Genomic DNA, 17915 nt, shown 5'->3' on the forward strand with positions numbered 1-17915 from the left:
CCTCATCAGAACAATTCATCAGATATCAATCCCATCTCTTTCATGACTTTATAAATGCCATCTTGATCAGGATCAGTAAAATAATATTGTCCTAATTTCTTTAAATTTTCTGGTGCATCTTCATAAACAACACCAATATTAACTTCTTCTAACATTTGATAATCATTCATGCTATCACCAAATCCTACAGTATCTTCCATATTGCCATGGAAATACTCAACAACACGTTTAATACCATCTGCTTTTGTGCAGTGTTTAAGGATGATTTCACCATTCACAAAATCATCAGCATCTTTTGAAAAAATCACGACATTGAAAAATTCCTCTAAAAAAGGAACACATTGATAAAAGCGGTCTTTTTCAGGAGCAATAAAACAGACTTTTGTCACCCCTGTCGTCAATATATCAAAATCTCTAACAGGTTTTCTATTCTCACTCTGCCTTCTTATTTCAAAAAATCTTGCAAGTTCCAAATTTTCTTTACAATCTAACTGATGTCTTTGATCAAAAAATTCATTAACACCTGGTGTCTGATAAAGTGCTTTTTTCGTTTCCAATGTAAACAAAATATGATTGTTTATAAATAATGTCATCACTTCTGATAAAATATACTGATTCATAAAATTTTCAAAAATAAATTCACCATTAACAATAACAAATCCACCAGCACTACAAACAATTCCATCAAAATCAATTTCCTTCAAATCATCTGAGATGGATGTTGGTGCCCTTCCAGTACATAAAAACGCTCTATGTCCTTGTCTTTTGGCTTCTTCTATAGCCCATTTTGTTTTTTCAGTTACTTTGCGTGATGGTCCCATTAATGTTCCATCAATATCATAAAATAAATATTTTCCCATCTTCATCACCTTTTTTATTATACTGAATTCCTTATAGAAATACATAAAAAGAACAAAATATGAAAAAGAGAGTTTTACCTCAAACTCTCTTTCATCATCTAAGATAAAATTTCATCGATTAATATTGGTTTCTTTACAAAATCATTCGTAAAATGATAAGCACCTAAAATTTCATTTTTAAGTTCCTCACTTAATCCCGTATTTGTGTGTACATAAACCAAAACATCATCACGCTTAACAAAATCTCCTATTTTTTTATTTAAGACTAAGCCAACACTATGATCTATTTGGTCCTTTGTTGTTTGTCTTCCGCCACCTAGTTTCATGCTTACAAGTCCAAGCGATAAAGCCTCCAACTCTTTGACATAACCATCATGTTCAGCTCTAACAGCAATGACTTCTTTAGCTTTTTCAAACATACCAGGATGTTTAATATATTCATCATCACCACCCTGAGCTTTCACCATTGCACATAAAACATGTAATGCCTTTTTACTGGTAATAGTGTCTTCTAACATCTGTCTGGCTATTAACTCTGAATCAGTTTTCTTAGCTTGAACTAACATGTGACTGCCTGCTTGTAAACAAAGTTCTAGCAAATCCTCTGGTCCATTTCCATTTAAAGTTTCAATAGCCTCTTTAACTTCTAAACTGTTTCCAATTGCATTTCCTAATGGTTGAGACATATTTGAAATTGTTGCTCGTGTATCTTTTCCTAAAGATTCACCAATTTCAATCATTGTACGTGCTAAAACTTTAGCATCTTCAATTGTTTTCATAAAAGCTCCATCACCATATTTAACATCTAATAAAATAGCATCACTTCCAGCTGCTAATTTCTTTGACATAATTGATGAGGCAATTAATGGAATACAAGAAACCGTACCGGTGACATCACGAAGTGCGTACATCTTTTTATCAGCAGGGTCAAGATGAGCACTCTGTCCAATAATTGCCAATTGACAATCATTAACTTGTTTCACAAAAGCTTCTTCACTAATCATAATATTTAATCCTGGGATAGATTCTAACTTATCCAAAGTTCCACCAGTATGTCCAAGTCCACGTCCACTCATTTTAGCTACTGGAACACCACAGGCCGCAACAATTGGTCCTAATACTAATGACGTTTTATCACCAACTCCTCCAGTACTATGCTTATCCACCTTAATTCCCTGAATTGCACTTAAATCAATAATATCTCCACTATGCATCATTTCCAGAGTTAAAGAAGCCGTTTCACGTTTATTTAAACCTTGAAAACAAATAGCCATCATCCATGCACTCATTTGATAATCAGGAATAATATCCTTTGTATAACCATCAATAATAAAGTGAATTTCTTCATCTGTTAATTCTAAGCCATCTCTTTTCTTTTGAATTAAATCAACCATTCTCATTTTTTATCACTCCTCGTAAATATTATTATACATTGAAAAGAAAAGATAGTCATGTGAAAACGACTATCTTATTCAAACTTTGTATCAACTTCAAATATATTATGCCCATTTAAATAATCTTTGACAGACATTTTCTTCTTTCCCTCTAACTGAAATTCAGTAATCAGATAAACACCATCACAAACTTTCACACCAATTGCATCTTTAAAAATTTTAACAATCGTACCATTGTCCTGATGTGCATGATGTGTTATGGCATTCTCACATTGATGAACTTGACCAGCCCAGATTTTAACGACTTTTCCTTGATAGGTTGTATAACTTCCTGGCCAGGGATTTGTCCCTCTCACTTTGTTATAGACTTGTAAAGCACCTAAATTCCAGTCAATCCGTTCATCTTCTCTTGACAGTGTTGGTGCATATGTAACCAAACTTTCATCCTGAGGAAGACTTTGATTTGTTCCCTCAAGAATTGATGGAAGAGTGTCCTTTAAGAGTTGAGCCCCCACTTCACTTAAACGCTCATACAAATCACCAACAGTATCTTCAATATGAATTGGGATCACCTGCTGACTAATGATATTTCCAGCATCCATTTTCTTGACCATATACATAATTGTCACACCAGTTTGATCCTGACCATCAATAATGCATTGATGAACTGGTGCTCCTCCTCGATACATAGGCAATAAAGATGCATGTACATTGACACATCCTAAAGTTGGTGCATCTAATACTGCCTGAGGAACCAGTTGACCATATGCTGCTGTAATAATCAAATCAGGTTTCAAATCTAAGATAGCTTGATACTCTTCTCTAATCTTTTGAGGCTGAATAACTGGAACATCATGCTTTAAAGCTTCTATCTTTACATCAGGCATTGTTAGAATTTTCTTTCTGCCAACATATCTATCAGGTTGAGAAACAACCCCTACAACATTATAATCTTCTTCAAACAGCATTTTTAAAATTGCTAAAGAAAAAGATGCTGTTCCCATAAATACAATTCTTTTTTTGTTCATTCTTACCAACTCTCTTTCCTTATTAGTATACCATAACAGTTAATATCATACTAACAAAATTAGAGAAAATCAAAACAATATACTGAATCACCTGTACACATCCATCACTCATAGTTTTGAGGAATGATGACACATGATTATCAGAAGAATCTTGAATAGTCACATACTGATCTTTTGGCTTTTCACCTGAAGAAACTGACTCTTCAAAATCATCAATCGACCTTTGAAACATTGTCTGAGATACATTATAATCTCCAAAAAACAATGAAATAACACATATTAAAAGCAAAACCAAACATAAATCTGTCCAAAATTGTTTCATGCACTTAAATATTCATCAAGAACTAATGCTAAAATATTGAGTGAATTTTGAACTTCTTCATATGTGTTTTCATTGGCTCCAACTTCAATCAAGACCATATTTTTAGTTACACCTTGATTATAATGACTTTGTTTTAACATAACACCTCGTGATAATTTAGGTATTTTTTTATTAATCATTGATGATAATTTCTCACAACACTTATTTACAGCTGGATAATTGCCACTTCCCTTTCCTACTACAAACATTAGCTTTGCGTAATTCTTATTATCAACAGTAATTGTTGATAATGATTTTTTTATAGAATCACGATGAAAATCAATGACCAAATCATATCCTCCATGATCTTTTAAGGCATTATTCAAATATTTCTTTGAAACTGTATAAGAATATGCATAATCAATATGATTCTTCATCTTATACAATTCAAAATCTGTTGTTTCATAATCAACACTATACCCTCTTTGTTCTAATAATTGCATCAGATATTTGCTCCCTTCTTTGACCGAATTACTTGCATATTTTTCCCCTTGGTGAGTGTTATAGATATAAATCGATTTTCCATTAGACTGCTTCTTAACATCTGTTGTTGTTAAAGAAGATACGATATTCTCTACGTTTTCACTGTATACCTTTTGGAAAGGAAGATTTAATAAAATTACAACCACAACAATCACTTTCAAAACAATTTTCAAATTGTTATTCATAGTTCTTCCCCCTATTACTATACAACAGAATATATGCAAAAAAAGGTGTATTTAGTACACCTTTAATACCTTAAATGATTTATTCCTGAAGATAGTATCTTAGAAATCATTTCAATATCAAAATCAATATCTTTATCACTCATTACAAATTGACTTTCAATAGGGTTTAAAACCTCATTTAATAATTGAATACGCTTTTGTTCATCAAGTTGACCAATTTCCCCTAGGATCAATCGTCTTTGAACCTCATTGAGTCTTCCTTCATATCTCCTACGTTTCCCCACCTTCAAAGATGTTGATGGGTCCAGTGATTCTTTGAAATAACCTTCCAATAAGTTGTAAACATCACTTACCAGACTGGATACATGAATAACCGTTGGAATCCCAATTGCAACAACTGGGACACCCATCGATGATTCTGTAATACTTTTACGATGATTTCCAATACCACTACCAGGATAAATACCAACATTATTCATTTGAATAACATGACAAATTTTTTCATAACTTTGTGCACACAATGCATCAATTGCAATAATCATATCTGGATGAAATTCTTCTACTAAACATTGAACAATATCAGCAGTTTCCATACCAGTGCGCGCCATAACACCTGGAGCCACACACATACTATCATAATATTGATTCTGATGCCTTTCATCCAATGGATAATGATGTGTAGCTCGAATATGTTTTAAAGTTCTAGGCCCAATAGCATCACTTGTTAAAGTTTCATTTCCTAAACCTACAAAAAGAATTAATGGGTCAATTGTATTCGTTTTAGCTTTAATAAATGTAGAGAGTTGTTTCTCAAATTGTTCAGTTAAAGTTGAAATATCTTGATAATCAGGAAAACTAATTTCTACATATTGTCCAACTTCATGTGGATAGAGTTCACTTGTTTGTAAAATTTCAAATGTTTCAATTGTAACATTTCCTTCTTTTTTTTCACTATGTTTATAATCTTTGTCTTTAACAGCATGGGCTAATGATTCAATAGCCAAATCACTTCGTGTATAATATTTTTTCATGTTCTCACCACATTAATCATTACCATTTTAAAAAAATATAATCATTTCACAATAAAACATTGCATTTATCGTCTATTTTTGATAGAATAACATGGCGAAATACAAAAGCGAGGTGAAAGAACAATGGCAAACATGAAACAACAAATCAAACGTTATAAAAACGATAACAAAAAACGTGAATTAAACAATTCTTATAAAAGTGCTTTAAAAACTGCAATTAAGAAAGTAAAAACTGCAGTTGAAGCTGGAGATAAAGAAGCTGCAGTTGCTGCTTACAATGTCGCTGCATCTAAATTAGATGCATCTGTAAGTAAAGGTATTCATCATAAAAACTATGCTAGCAGACAAAAATCAAGATTAGCTACATTGGTTAACTCTATCGCTTAATTTGTGATAGAGTTTTTTATTTGACAAAAACTGTTTTAAAAACATGTTAAAGTATTCATTGGGGTGATACATATGATTTGTAGTTTGATAGGCTCTTTTTTATTAGTCTATGTTGCAGTTATTACTTTTATGAATATATTAGGATATCCTTTGGGAGAATTTATGATTATGAGAAAAACAACTCATTTCTCACTTAAAAAAATTTATGCTATATCTTTTATCTTACAATTGATTGCTATGTTTGTGTTACTAGAAGAAGGCCATATCACAACATTACGATTACCACAAAGTTTTGTTCAATTAATTTGTCTTCTTTTTGCTATCATACTTACTTTTATAACTTGTAAAAATTTACAATCACAATGTGAAGAAAGAAGATATTTTATGGCTCCACTTCTTTCCATCATAACACTCTGCTTTTGGTTTACACTCTTCAATGCTTAAATGAAGAGTTTTTTTATTTTAGAATACATATCTTACTTTTCAAAAATCCATTCCATCACCTTATATTTAAGAATAACTATTTTTTATAATCGAAAATGAAAATAAATTAAATCAAACATTTATCTTTCTAAAACAGAATATCAGTACAAATAAATTTTAAAACATCACAGGTTACTATTTAACCCTAATAAAATCAACATATTCATAATTGCTTATCATTAAATACTGTTGATATAATCAATGTTTTCTTGATTTTTTACCAAGTAAAAATTAGAATATTCAAAACGAATAAAATAATTAATCTTTATCTGATATATTCAATACTTTTTTAAATTTAACCATTATTTTACCTGATAAAATATATAATCAATTCATACCTGTAATCATACTACTCATTCAAAATAAGGCAAAAAAAGTCATCTTTTTGTACTACAAACCATCAGCATTCATTTAATTGAAACAAAATCGCCTAATGGAATTGATGAGTTTAAACATCAAAAATAGTACATTTCTCCTTTGAATGTCCTATATCCTAATACTTCAATCATTCAATACCAAATTCTCTCTTACCCATAAATCAATTTGCTTATGATGCTCATAACACATGAATTCACATCATCATTAGACATAATCCTTAAGGAATCATTATATATATGATATTCTGTAGATTTGCAAATGTGTCAATAACCATTATTAGAACACTTGCTCTAACTTCTTTAAGGATAGTATAAGTATCCCCTCTTCTTTCTTTTTAGTATACCATACATTCGTAGGCATTGACAAAATTTTAGGAAAGACATATCATATATTCTATACAAGGAGGAAACATATGGAACGAGAAAGTATTGAAACAAAAGATACATGGAATCTCTCTTCGATTTATAAAGATGAGCAAGAGTTTTACAATGATTTAAACGAAGCAAAACAATTATTAGATCAGTTAGTTCTACAAAAAGAGCACTTTTTAAGTGATGTTGAACATTTTATCAACTTTCATGAAGAGTATATAAGAATGTCACGATATATTCAAAAACTACATTGTTTTGCACATTTACACTGTGATGTTGAACCAAATCAACAGAAATATCAAACAATGTATGCAGCCATTCTCTCATTTTATGACCAAGTCACTTCTGCATTAGATTTTTATACAGTAGAGATGATTGCTGCACATACAAAAGTTGAAAACTTCTTAAAGGATGAAAGGCTGGCGGATTATCGCTATTCTATTTCTGAGATTCTCAGACAAAAGAAACATGTCCTTTCTCAAGAAATGGAAACTCTCATTTCTAAAACATCTTCTATTTCTGATGTTTCTTCACAAGTTTTTGATGCTTTTCGTCTTGATTATGACCCTGTCCATATTAATGGAGAAGAGAAATTCTTAAACAGTGCAACTTTATCAGAGTTTCTTAAAAATCCTGATCCAAATGTCAGACAAGAAGCTTATCATAACTTTTTTAAAGAATACAAAAAATATGAAAATGTCTTTGCTGCAACTTTAGCAGGTGTTATGAAAAAAAATGCTTTCTATGCTGATGTAAAAAAATTCAATAGTCCATTAGAAGCAAGTCTTTTTGATGATAATGTACCAACATCATTATTCTTTAAAATTTTAGAAAAAGCGAATAAAGAATATAGACCTTTATTTCATCGTTACAATGCTCTTAAGAAAAAAGTTCTTAATCTTGAAACAATGTATAATTACGATTTAAATATACCACTTGTTGAATATGATACAAAAAAATACACAGTTGATGAATGTTTTGATATTATCTTAGATGTTGTCAAAGTTTTTGGAAATGATTATGTTGAAATCATTCAAAAAGCAAGAGATGAAAGATGGATTGATTATTATCCACATGCCGGCAAACGTGTTGGTGCTTATTCAAGCGGATGTTATGATACCAATCCATATATATTAATGAATTTCATTGGTGACTATAACTCATTATCAACAATGATACATGAACTTGGTCATAGTGCTCACACTTATCTTTCATGTCATCATCAATCACCTATTAATTGTGATTATCGCATTTTTGTGGCAGAAGTTGCCTCAACCGTTAATGAAACATTATTAATCAATTATATGCTTGAACATGCTTCGTCTAAAGAAGAAAAAGCCTATTTCCTTTATGAATTATTAGAAAATTGTGTTGGACTTATTTTTAGACAACCAATGTATGCTGACTTTGAACATATTCTGCATACTTGGGCTCAAGAAGGAAAACCCATGTCAGCTCAAATGATTACTGATTTATATATGAGTAAGAATGCTGAATATTTTGGACCTGATGTTACTATGGACCAATATGTGAGTCATTCATGCTTCTATATTCCTCACTTCTATTATAATTATTATGTATATAAATACACATTGGGTATGACTGTTGCCTTAGCAATTGTTTCTCGTATACTTGATGGAGATCAAAAACAGAAAGAAGCATACTTGAATTTCCTAAAATCTGGAGGTAGCAAGGATCCTGTTGATTTATTAAAGGATGCTCTTGTCAATCCATTAGAAAATCAACTCTATGATGATGCCTTCCATTATTTTGAAAATATTCTTAATCAATTTGAAGAACTCATTTAAAAGCAGTGCTATGATAGCACTGCTTTACTGTTATCTATGAAAATAGGCAAATCAGGTGGATAAAAAGTCCATACACTAAAAAGAACAATTAATGCAACAAGAATAATAAGATTAATGCGCCAATCCATATTCCAATGATGTTTATCAACAATAATCATCATTACATTTCCAAGCAGGATTCCCACAAATAATAATACAATATCTACAATAAGGCTTTCAATGCCTAAACCATAATGATAGAAGTAATAAATCAATACCACACTTAATATACCAGTGATTATTCCCACTAACATACTTGTCAATGAATATGTTTTTTTATTTCTCAATAACAAAATGATATCAATAAGTAGCATAGGATATAAAACTAACTTTAAGTGTTCAAAAATACTTTCATTGACTGGAGCTATAAGAGCAACCACAGAATAAGGAAAAATATCATATACAAAATGCAAAACTGAACCAATTAAAAATTCTATAATTGTTATAATCCATAACATATAATGATCACCACTATATATTATGATAAAAATATTAAATTATAGCAAAAAGATAAAAAATATTCTCTAGTCGTTAAATACCCATTTGCTTTTATAAACATACGCATAAAAACTTTGAGATTTGTAGTTATGCATATCACCAAAATAAGTATCTCCATATTCATAATATTTAAATTCACCAGTTATAGCAATACTCTGCTCTTCGTCATCTTCGTTATAAATTGTTGAAACAGGTGCTAGAATCTCTAATGTTACATTAAGAGTTTCATCAAATGGATTTACAAATACGCGATAGTATCTTCGTCCCGAAGATGAACTATTAAAAAACGAATCAATTTGAGTTAAATAATCAGGTATTCTCTCATCAATTTGATACGATTGTTCACCATTGGCAAAATCTATCATACCAACTTCAACATCATACTTATCATGTCCATAATTACAATATATCTCTGAATCAATCATTGCATATCTTTTATCTAATTTCTCCTGCTTATGAAATACATAAAGATTTTGATACTCATTCATATTATAAATAGTTGCACTATCCCATCCTTCAATTTGATTGGTGACATCTAAAACATCTAAATTATGATAAGTAGGTTTATAAAGATCATGGTAATTATATGAAATAAGAGGCCAGATCCAAATAATGATATAACCAACCACAAAAAGACTTATACAATATCCAATAATAATGACGCCTGTAGAAATTCTATTGTTTGATTCCATAACTAGATGACAGTCTATAGCATCTTGCTTACACTTTTTTAATTGACGATAAACTATATATATGAATAACAGTACACTTCCCCAAATGAGAAATGATACATCATCTCCACCAAGAAAAGTACCAATTAAACAAATCATATAATAAGAAAATAAAGTGATATCTAAACGCATGGAAGAAGAATTTTCTTTCATCCCTAAAAACACTAAAGTCATTTGTATAACTTTTAAAATAGCATGAGTAGTATAGTAATAACTAGGTAATGTGAGCGGTGTTTGAATATTAACAATTGTTGTTAATAAGTATGCAAACAAAAAATAGAGACTAAGATAATATGCATATTTGAATTTCCAATTGAGACCTTTAGTCATTCTTAATCCAATAAAAAACCATAAAACAGAAATAAGCCCTTCAATTTCAGGTATCCACCCTATATCAATAGTTAAACTGGCAAATAGGAAACCAGTTATAATATATTGAATAGCAGATTTCAGTTGTTGTGTTTCGCTCATACTCGTATGATTATCCATAATATCCCTCCAATTCAACACCTACCTTACTTTCATTTTAGCATATTCCCTAAATATTGACGACAAAATTATGCGTTATGACTTCTTTTATTGGCTAGATGATAAAATATGGTATAATAAGAGTAGAAACGAGGTTAGATAATTATGTTAAGACATGAAACGAAATCATTTAAAGTTGGAAATTTAACATTAGGTGGAAATCAACATGTGATTATTCAATCAATGTGCAATACAAAAACCAAAGATACAAAAAATACAATAAACCAAATTCTCAAATTGGAAGAAGCTGGTTGTGAAATGGTAAGAGTTGCTGTCTTTGATAAAGATGATGCAAAAGCAATATCTACTATCAAAAAAAGCATTCATATACCTTTAATTGCTGATATTCACTTTGATTATAAACTTGCACTGACTGCGATTGAAAATGGTATTGATAAAATCAGAATCAATCCTGGAAATATAGGTTCAATAGACAAGGTCAAAACTGTTGTAGAAGCTTGTCAAAAAAAACATATTCCCATCCGTATTGGTGTTAATAGTGGTTCATTAGAAAAAGATATTCTTCAAAAATATGGTAAACCTACAGCTCAAGGAATGATTGAAAGTGCTAAGAAACATATTGATATACTAGAATCACTAAATTTTCATGACTATGCAATCTCATTAAAATCTTCAAATACATTATTAACTATTGAAGCTTATCAATTAGCAAGTCAAACTTTTGATTGCCCTCTCCATATTGGTGTTACTGAAGCAGGGACTAAACTTGGTGGAACGATTAAATCAAGTTTGGGGATTGGAACACTTCTTTATCAAGGTATTGGAAACACTATTCGTGTCTCTTTAAGTGATGACCCTGTTGAAGAAATCAAAGTTGCGAAAACTTTATTAAAAGAATTAGAATTGATTGAAAATGTTCCTACGCTAGTCTCTTGTCCAACGTGTGGAAGAATTCAATATGATCTCATTCCCATTGCAAGTGAAATAGAAGATTTCTTAAATACTATTCATAAAGATATTACAGTTGCTATCATGGGCTGTGCAGTTAATGGTCCTGGTGAAGCAAAACATGCTGATATCGCAATTGCTGGTGGTGTAAAGGAGGGACTCCTTATTAAAAAAGGAGAAATTATTAAAAAAGTCAGACAAGAAGATATGGTTAAAGTATTAAAAGAAGAAATTATAAATATGACAAAGGTTTGAGTATTTACTTAAGCCTTTTTTCGTATTTAAAATTCATAAACTTACATAACAGGTTCTTTATTTTCAAAACTTTTTATATGGGAATAGTCATTCTTTAGAGATTTTTTACATAGTTTATATGTAGGAGGAACAAAAGATGCGAGACCAAAATAGTGAATATATATCTAAATTAAAACTTGAAGACTTTAAGATTTTATTACAAGAATTTGATATTGAATTAGATGAGGAAACTCAGGAGACAGTTTTATCAATCATTAAAAATAACCAATATGCTTTGGTTCATGATCAATATCAATTTGTACTAGAAAACTATATAAAAAAATTGACAAGTGAATTCACTTGTCAAAAGATTATTGGTTTATTAAACAATTATTTCAAACCATTATTGAAGATTTGATTTTTTAACATATCAATTTCTTCTTTATATGGAGCATGTTCATCTATGTAAGGTGTTTCTAATATCTTAGGAACATCTTTTAATTTTGGATGATGAACAATCGAATTCAATGTCTCAAATCCAATATAACCATATCCAATATTTTCATGTCTATCTTTATGAGCTCCTCTTTCATTCTTAGAATCATTCACATGAACAACAAGCAAACGATCCAAACCAATCTTTTCATCAAACTCATCAAGAATATCTTCAAATTTTGTTAAATCATAACCGCCATCATGTAAATGACATGTATCTAAACAAACCCCTAACAATTCATTATGTTCAACATGTTCAATAATATATTTTAACTGATCAAAATCACGCCCCAATTCACTGCCCTTACCTGCCATTGTTTCTAAAGCAATATGCACAGTTTGATCTTTATCAAGAACTTGATTTAAACCATTCACAATCTGTTGAAGTCCAATTTCGTCGCCAGCTTTGACATGTGCTCCTGGATGTAAAACCAATTTTGAAATACCAATAGCTTCACATCGTGCAATTTCCTGTTTTAAAAAACGAACAGCCAATTCAAAAGTTTCAGGTTTTATTGTATTTGCCAAATTAATTATATAAGGAGCATGAACAACAACATCATCTATATTAATATTGTTTTCTGCCATCAATGCCTTTGCTTCATCAATTCTCAATTGATCAATTGGTTTTCTAGCAGTGTTCTGTGGTGCTCCTGTATAAAACATAAAAGTTGTTGAACCATATGATAATGCTTCTTTTACAGAACCTAACATCATTTCTTTTCCACTCATGGAAACATGACTACCAATTTTCAACATTCATTTTATTCCTCTCTTTCACGTTTTTCCCTTTGTGCTTGTTTTGCACGTTCTTTTTTCTGTCGCTTAATATCTTGTTTAATCATTGCTCTTTTTTCTTGCTTAACCATTTTTTCAATAACTCTTTTACGCTTTTTCTTATAGCCTGGTTTCACTTTTGTTGGCTTTCTTACAATAGACGTAATTTTCTTTTCTAATTCTGTTTGATGTTTTTCACGTGATTTACGTTTTTCACGATCTTTAGTATCAACGAATTGATCACCTTTGACTTCTTTCATTTCAAAAGTAATCCCCTTCTTTTCTAATGCCTGAACAATATTCTGATTGCTTGTATCATACATACTATAACATTCACCAGTATATTTTCCACGTCCACAACGTCCACTTCTATGAATATAGAAATCAAGTTCAGTTGGGAACTCCATATTAATAATATGGCTTGCACCATCAATATCAATACCTCTTGCTGCAATATCAGTAGCAACAATATATTGATAGTCCATATTTTTAATACGTCTCATCATTTGACGACGTTCTCTTGGTTCTAAGTCCCCATGAATCTCTCCAACCTTATAACCATCATTTCTTAATTTCATAGTCAAGTCAGCAGCTTGAGTTCTCTTATTACAGAAAATCAAACAAATGTAAGGATCAATAATACCCATAATTTGCTTTAAAACCTGATAACGATCACGATGTTTTGTTGGAACTAAATAATGTGAAACATTACGAGTTGTTGTTAATTGTTCATCAATTTCAACCATTTTAGGATTTTGCATATATTTTTGTAAAAAAGGTCTTAACATTTGTGGAATTGTTGCTGAAAAAACCATCATTTGAAGATTTTCTTTCATCTTTCCTAAAACAGCATCAATATCTTCCAGATATCCAAATTCCAATGTCATATCTGCTTCATCAATGACAAAGATATCTGCTGTAGTGATTTTTAAAGCTTGTTCATCTAATGATAAATCTTTAATTCTTCCTGGTGTTCCAATAACAATATGAGGTTGAATCGTTAATTTATCAATAGCCTTTTGTTTATCACTTCCACCAATAATTAAAGAAACACGTAAATCTTGATTATACTTCATAAAAAGTTTGGCATGTTCATATATTTGTGAAGCTAATTCTCTCGTTGGTGCTGTGATAACTGCTTGCACACAGTCTGATGTGACATCAATCATATCCATAATTGGAATCAAAAAAGCATGTGTTTTCCCTGTTCCAGTTTGTGAGATTCCAATAATATCTCTTTGTTTATATACTAAAGGTATGATTTCTTTTTGAATTTTTGTAGGCGATTCAAATTTTAATTCAGTAATTGTCTCTTTGACAAATGGGTTAAATTGATATTGTTCATATAATTTCATTATAACGCCTCCTTTCAAGCCTTTTGATTATACTATAATTCAATTCAAAAAGCAAAATACTTTGCTTGAATAGTTACTTTTTTGTATTTTCACGTTACTACTTGACATAGCATAGTAGTATATTATACTCATACTAGGTACTATGTATAAACAAGGAGTAGGAGGAATGACAAATGATAAATGATATTAACTACGATGACTATGCTCAAAAGTTAACAAACGAATACAAATCAGCTTATGAGAAAATGGCTATATATATTGAAGCCATCCTATTTCCCGGTGATAATTTAAGTGTCATTATGAATGAAGTTGTAGATTTATTGTTATCTGCTCAAGAAGATTCTCGTCCACTTGAAGATGTGATTGGCTCTGATATGAAACTTTTCTGCAATCAATTGGTAAAAAGCCACACCAATACTCCTCTTCATAGAATATTTCAATTTTTAAATGCCTATCGTATATTATCCCTTATCGCATTTATTTTAACAACTATAGGATTAATTGTAGATTTTTTTGATGGTGTTTATTCGCCATGGACAACTCATGTAGAGATGGGTGCCTTCTTTTGTTCCATGTTTATTTCTTTATTTATTTTCATTCTCTTTAAATTATTAACCAGAAAACTTATTTTTAAATATTCATGGTATACAAAAAAAGTTGATAATATCATCACAGTGATTCTCTTTTTTATTATTTTTATAAGCATATTTTTTATACCAGAACAAATTGATTCTTTGATTCCTTTACCACGATGGCTTTTCTTATTCCTCACATTGAGTATATATACAATATGCACCTTACACAAGAACCAGCAAAAACGTATTGATCAACAGGAAGAAAACTATTTTTCTTTTGATGATAGTGTTATGAACGAGAATATTATGCAAATGCGAAAGAAATATAATAAATATTGTGTAAAACAAAAAAAGAAGAATTTAATCCCTTTAGATGTCCAGACATGGTATGAGGAAAGATTTCAAAAAGATAAGCGCATGGATCATTATGGAAGTATATGCTTTATAATTATGGTGCTCATTATTATTATTGGCACTTTTATAACAAGTGAAACTCCTGATGCAATGCTATTTACAAGCTTACTCCTCATTATAGAAATTCCTATCTATAAGCTTCTTGACAAAGGCAAAATAGCAAGACTAAAATTATATCAAATGATACATGAAAAACAAATTGATATCTTTGATCAAAGTCTTAATCAATGAAATAATTAGAAAAGAGGGAGATGTATGGACGAAAGTCAACTACTTAAAGGGATATTAGAAGGATGTGTTCTTAAAATTATTAGTCAGGAAGAAACATATGGCTATGATATTCTATTAAAATTAAGTGATGCAGGACTTAAAAATATTATTGAAGGAACACTTTATCCCATATTATCACGTTTGGAGAAAAAAGAGTTTATTCGATGTCGTAAAGCAAAATCTCCACTTGGTCCAACTCGAAAATATTATTCGATAACACAGTTAGGAATAAACCATCTAGAAAAATATCTCACCATGTATCAAAACATAATTCAAATATCAAATCAAATCTTATTTCATAAATCATGATAAATAACTAACACCTTTATAAAATAAACATATACTAATATAGGAGGTGTTATGATGTATCCACAATTTCCAGGTAATCCTTATCCATATCCTTATATGCCACAGCAATCTATGATGTATCCTATGGGAATGATGGGGATGAAACCATCACTGCTTCAATCAATGAAATATTCACTGAATCAATTATCAATGTCTTCAACAATTAGGACTGCTCAAAAAACACTTTATACAGCTAATCAAATTATTCCTATTGTGAATCAATTAAGACCAGTCCTGCACAATGCAACAACTGCATTTAGAGTTGTAAAGGCTGTTAAGCAATTTGATTTTGATGATTTAGATGAAGAAATAGATCAAAGTATCAATCAAGAATCTGAAGTCTTTGAAAACATGTTGCCACAAGAAAAAGCCTAATAAGGCTTTTTTAACTGTTCTACAATTTTGCTATCAAAACCATATACCTCTAAAAGCTTAATAGCATTTCCAACTTTACAAACTCCTGCTTTTATTTTATAATCACTCTTCCATATCTTATCAACAATGTCATCATTAAAACAATATTGAGAGATATTGCTAAAAGCATCAACAATAGATAAATCATGTGTTGTTACAAATATCAAGGATTGACTTTCAAACATATACTTTAATACAACTTTGGAAATCGCAATTCTTTCTTTCTCATTGGTACCTCTTAAAATTTCATCAATAAGTATTAAACACTGGTGTGTTGACATCATGTTTAAAATTGTTTTCAAAGTTTTTATCTCCCTTATATAATAACTTTCACCAGTCTTTAGATTATCTTGAATATGAATTGATGTGTAAAGCTGAAATGGATAATAAACAAACTCATCAGCAAAACATGTATGATATGCTTTTGCCATAATCATATTTATACCCACGGTTTTCAAAAAAGTAGATTTACCTGATGCATTTGAACCTGTAATCATACAAGATGTATCTGTAGAAAAACTATTTTTTACAGGATTCTTAATAATTGGATGATAACAATTCTTAAATTGTACAATTGGCACAGATGAAACCTCTGGAATACATGTCTGGTACTGATGACGCAATGAAAGAATAGAAACAGCTGTTTCAACTTTTCCAACATATTCATACATCTCTAAAAAATCTTCCCCTAGTTCATTCTTATGTTTTAGTAAAAAATAACATTGATATATTGGTAAAAAAAAGATTCCTTTTATAAACTCCATAAGATAAAATATATCTATTTGACTTAGAGTTCCAATAACTCTACTCACAAGAGTATAACGATTAGCCCTATTTATCATTTTATATATTTTTTTACTTTCTTCTGTTGAAAACAAATGAAATCTTTGAAGAGACTTCAGACATTCTACAACAAAAGAATAACTCATACACTGACTCATCATATCATCTGTTTTTTTAACATAGTGTGTATAAAGACCTACTTGAATCATTAACCATAATACAACATATTTAACCATCATTATATCAAAAAAACAACTTAATATAAGACTAGATAAAATGAGTGTTGATAAAAAAATACTAATTGTATCCCTTTGTGTAAACATATTGTCTTGTTCAAAAAATTGTAGTGAAGGAGTATATCCTCTTGATAAACTATAGAGTTCATATAAAACCTTTTTTAAAAGTTTTTCATTTTTTAATTTCTCAATGATATTTTCCAAATCTTTATGACAATGGTTTGATATAAACATTTGTCCATACATATATTCTTTTCCAACATCACTATATGTCCTATTCACGATATTAAAAATCTGATCTAATTCTAAATCATTATAGACACCCTCATCAATATCAGGATTTTTAATTTTCTTAAAGTATTCTTTTGTGATTTCTTCTTCAGTATCTCTTTTATCAAGATAAAAACTTTTATAAAGCATTTTTGTCTTATAATAACGATATAGATATTTGATGAATAAAAGAATACAAATGAAGATAAAAATAATACTTATATAAATAATCATAAACCATCCCTCCTCACTCCACTATAAAGCCATTCC

General features: G+C 30.1%; 19 protein-coding genes. 8 read left to right on the forward strand and 11 right to left on the reverse strand.

From position 1 onward, the window contains the following. Positions 1–5: 5 nt before the first annotated feature. From AC5M21_RS09140 to gpr, 6 genes are all read right to left on the reverse strand, one after another. Complete coding sequence (locus AC5M21_RS09140) at positions 6–860, reverse strand: Cof-type HAD-IIB family hydrolase (RefSeq protein WP_278666081.1); 855 nt, start codon at positions 858–860, stop codon at positions 6–8. Positions 861–958: 98 nt separating this feature from the next. Next, a complete protein-coding gene (locus tag AC5M21_RS09145; RefSeq protein ID WP_054688486.1) occupies positions 959–2260 on the reverse strand; it encodes a pyrimidine-nucleoside phosphorylase in 1302 nt (433 codons plus the stop codon). A gap of 68 nt (positions 2261–2328) precedes the next feature. Beyond that, the gene (gene fmt / locus AC5M21_RS09150; protein ID WP_054688489.1) at positions 2329–3282 is read right to left on the reverse strand and encodes a methionyl-tRNA formyltransferase; all 954 of its coding nucleotides are present in this window, start codon (positions 3280–3282) and stop codon (positions 2329–2331) included. A 22-nt stretch (positions 3283–3304) separates the two neighbouring features. Beyond that, entirely contained in the window at positions 3305–3604 is a 300-nt protein-coding gene (locus AC5M21_RS09155) for a hypothetical protein (protein WP_008787846.1), read from the reverse strand. After that, a complete protein-coding gene (gene spoIIP / locus AC5M21_RS09160) occupies positions 3601–4311 on the reverse strand; it encodes a stage II sporulation protein P (RefSeq protein ID WP_008787845.1) in 711 nt (236 codons plus the stop codon). Before spoIIP ends, AC5M21_RS09155 begins: the two co-directional genes overlap by 4 nt. Before the next feature lie 62 nt (positions 4312–4373). Continuing rightward, positions 4374–5342, reverse strand: a complete 969-nt coding sequence (gpr, locus tag AC5M21_RS09165) for a GPR endopeptidase (protein WP_008787844.1) — start codon at positions 5340–5342, stop codon at positions 4374–4376. A 123-nt stretch (positions 5343–5465) separates the two neighbouring features. On the opposite strand from gpr, the gene rpsT reads away from it, so the two are divergent. From rpsT to pepF, 3 genes are all read left to right on the forward strand, one after another. After that, entirely contained in the window at positions 5466–5729 is a 264-nt protein-coding gene (gene rpsT, locus AC5M21_RS09170) for a 30S ribosomal protein S20 (protein ID WP_008787843.1), read from the forward strand. A 72-nt stretch (positions 5730–5801) separates the two neighbouring features. After that, positions 5802–6173 (forward strand): hypothetical protein, encoded by a 372-nt coding sequence (locus tag AC5M21_RS09175; protein WP_054325268.1) that lies wholly within the window; start codon positions 5802–5804, stop codon positions 6171–6173. Between the two features lie 829 nt (positions 6174–7002). Beyond that, positions 7003–8769, forward strand: coding sequence for an oligoendopeptidase F (gene pepF, locus AC5M21_RS09180; protein WP_282767887.1), 1767 nt, complete (start codon positions 7003–7005; stop codon positions 8767–8769). Positions 8770–8777: 8 nt separating this feature from the next. Here the strand turns inward: pepF and AC5M21_RS09185 are convergent, their stop codons facing one another. Next, entirely contained in the window at positions 8778–9266 is a 489-nt protein-coding gene (locus tag AC5M21_RS09185; RefSeq protein WP_117598726.1) for a DUF6512 family protein, read from the reverse strand. A gap of 66 nt (positions 9267–9332) precedes the next feature. Then, positions 9333–10526, reverse strand: coding sequence for a hypothetical protein (locus AC5M21_RS09190; protein ID WP_054688498.1), 1194 nt, complete (start codon positions 10524–10526; stop codon positions 9333–9335). Positions 10527–10670: 144 nt separating this feature from the next. On the opposite strand from AC5M21_RS09190, the gene ispG reads away from it, so the two are divergent. Further along, positions 10671–11729: a flavodoxin-dependent (E)-4-hydroxy-3-methylbut-2-enyl-diphosphate synthase gene (gene ispG, locus AC5M21_RS09195; RefSeq protein ID WP_160340820.1), complete on the forward strand. Its 1059-nt coding sequence runs from the start codon at positions 10671–10673 to the stop codon at positions 11727–11729. A gap of 136 nt (positions 11730–11865) precedes the next feature. Then, positions 11866–12126 (forward strand): hypothetical protein, encoded by a 261-nt coding sequence (locus AC5M21_RS09200; RefSeq protein ID WP_117598729.1) that lies wholly within the window; start codon positions 11866–11868, stop codon positions 12124–12126. On the opposite strand, the gene AC5M21_RS09205 is transcribed toward AC5M21_RS09200, so the two are convergent. Beyond that, a complete protein-coding gene (locus AC5M21_RS09205; RefSeq protein WP_054325269.1) occupies positions 12099–12962 on the reverse strand; it encodes a deoxyribonuclease IV in 864 nt (287 codons plus the stop codon). The two genes, AC5M21_RS09200 and AC5M21_RS09205, sit on opposite strands and share 28 nt — an antisense overlap. 5 nt (positions 12963–12967) lie before the next feature. Beyond that, entirely contained in the window at positions 12968–14335 is a 1368-nt protein-coding gene (locus AC5M21_RS09210) for a DEAD/DEAH box helicase (RefSeq protein WP_054325270.1), read from the reverse strand. A gap of 173 nt (positions 14336–14508) precedes the next feature. Here AC5M21_RS09210 and AC5M21_RS09215 point away from each other — a divergent pair, with 173 nt between their 5' ends. From AC5M21_RS09215 to AC5M21_RS09225, 3 genes are read left to right on the forward strand one after another with little or no spacing between them, the layout of a single operon-like run. After that, entirely contained in the window at positions 14509–15555 is a 1047-nt protein-coding gene (locus AC5M21_RS09215; RefSeq protein ID WP_238637606.1) for a DUF1048 domain-containing protein, read from the forward strand. 24 nt (positions 15556–15579) lie between these two features. Further along, entirely contained in the window at positions 15580–15903 is a 324-nt protein-coding gene (locus tag AC5M21_RS09220; protein WP_054325271.1) for a PadR family transcriptional regulator, read from the forward strand. 54 nt (positions 15904–15957) lie between these two features. Further along, entirely contained in the window at positions 15958–16317 is a 360-nt protein-coding gene (locus AC5M21_RS09225; RefSeq protein WP_017143857.1) for a hypothetical protein, read from the forward strand. Here AC5M21_RS09225 and AC5M21_RS09230 read toward each other — a convergent pair. After that, on the reverse strand, positions 16314–17879 hold the full coding sequence (locus tag AC5M21_RS09230) for a MutS-related protein (protein WP_160340818.1): 1566 nt from the start codon (positions 17877–17879) through the stop codon (positions 16314–16316). The genes AC5M21_RS09225 and AC5M21_RS09230 overlap by 4 nt on opposite strands. Positions 17880–17915 lie beyond the last annotated feature (36 nt).

The sequence above is a fragment of the Coprobacillus sp. genome (assembly GCF_984815275.1).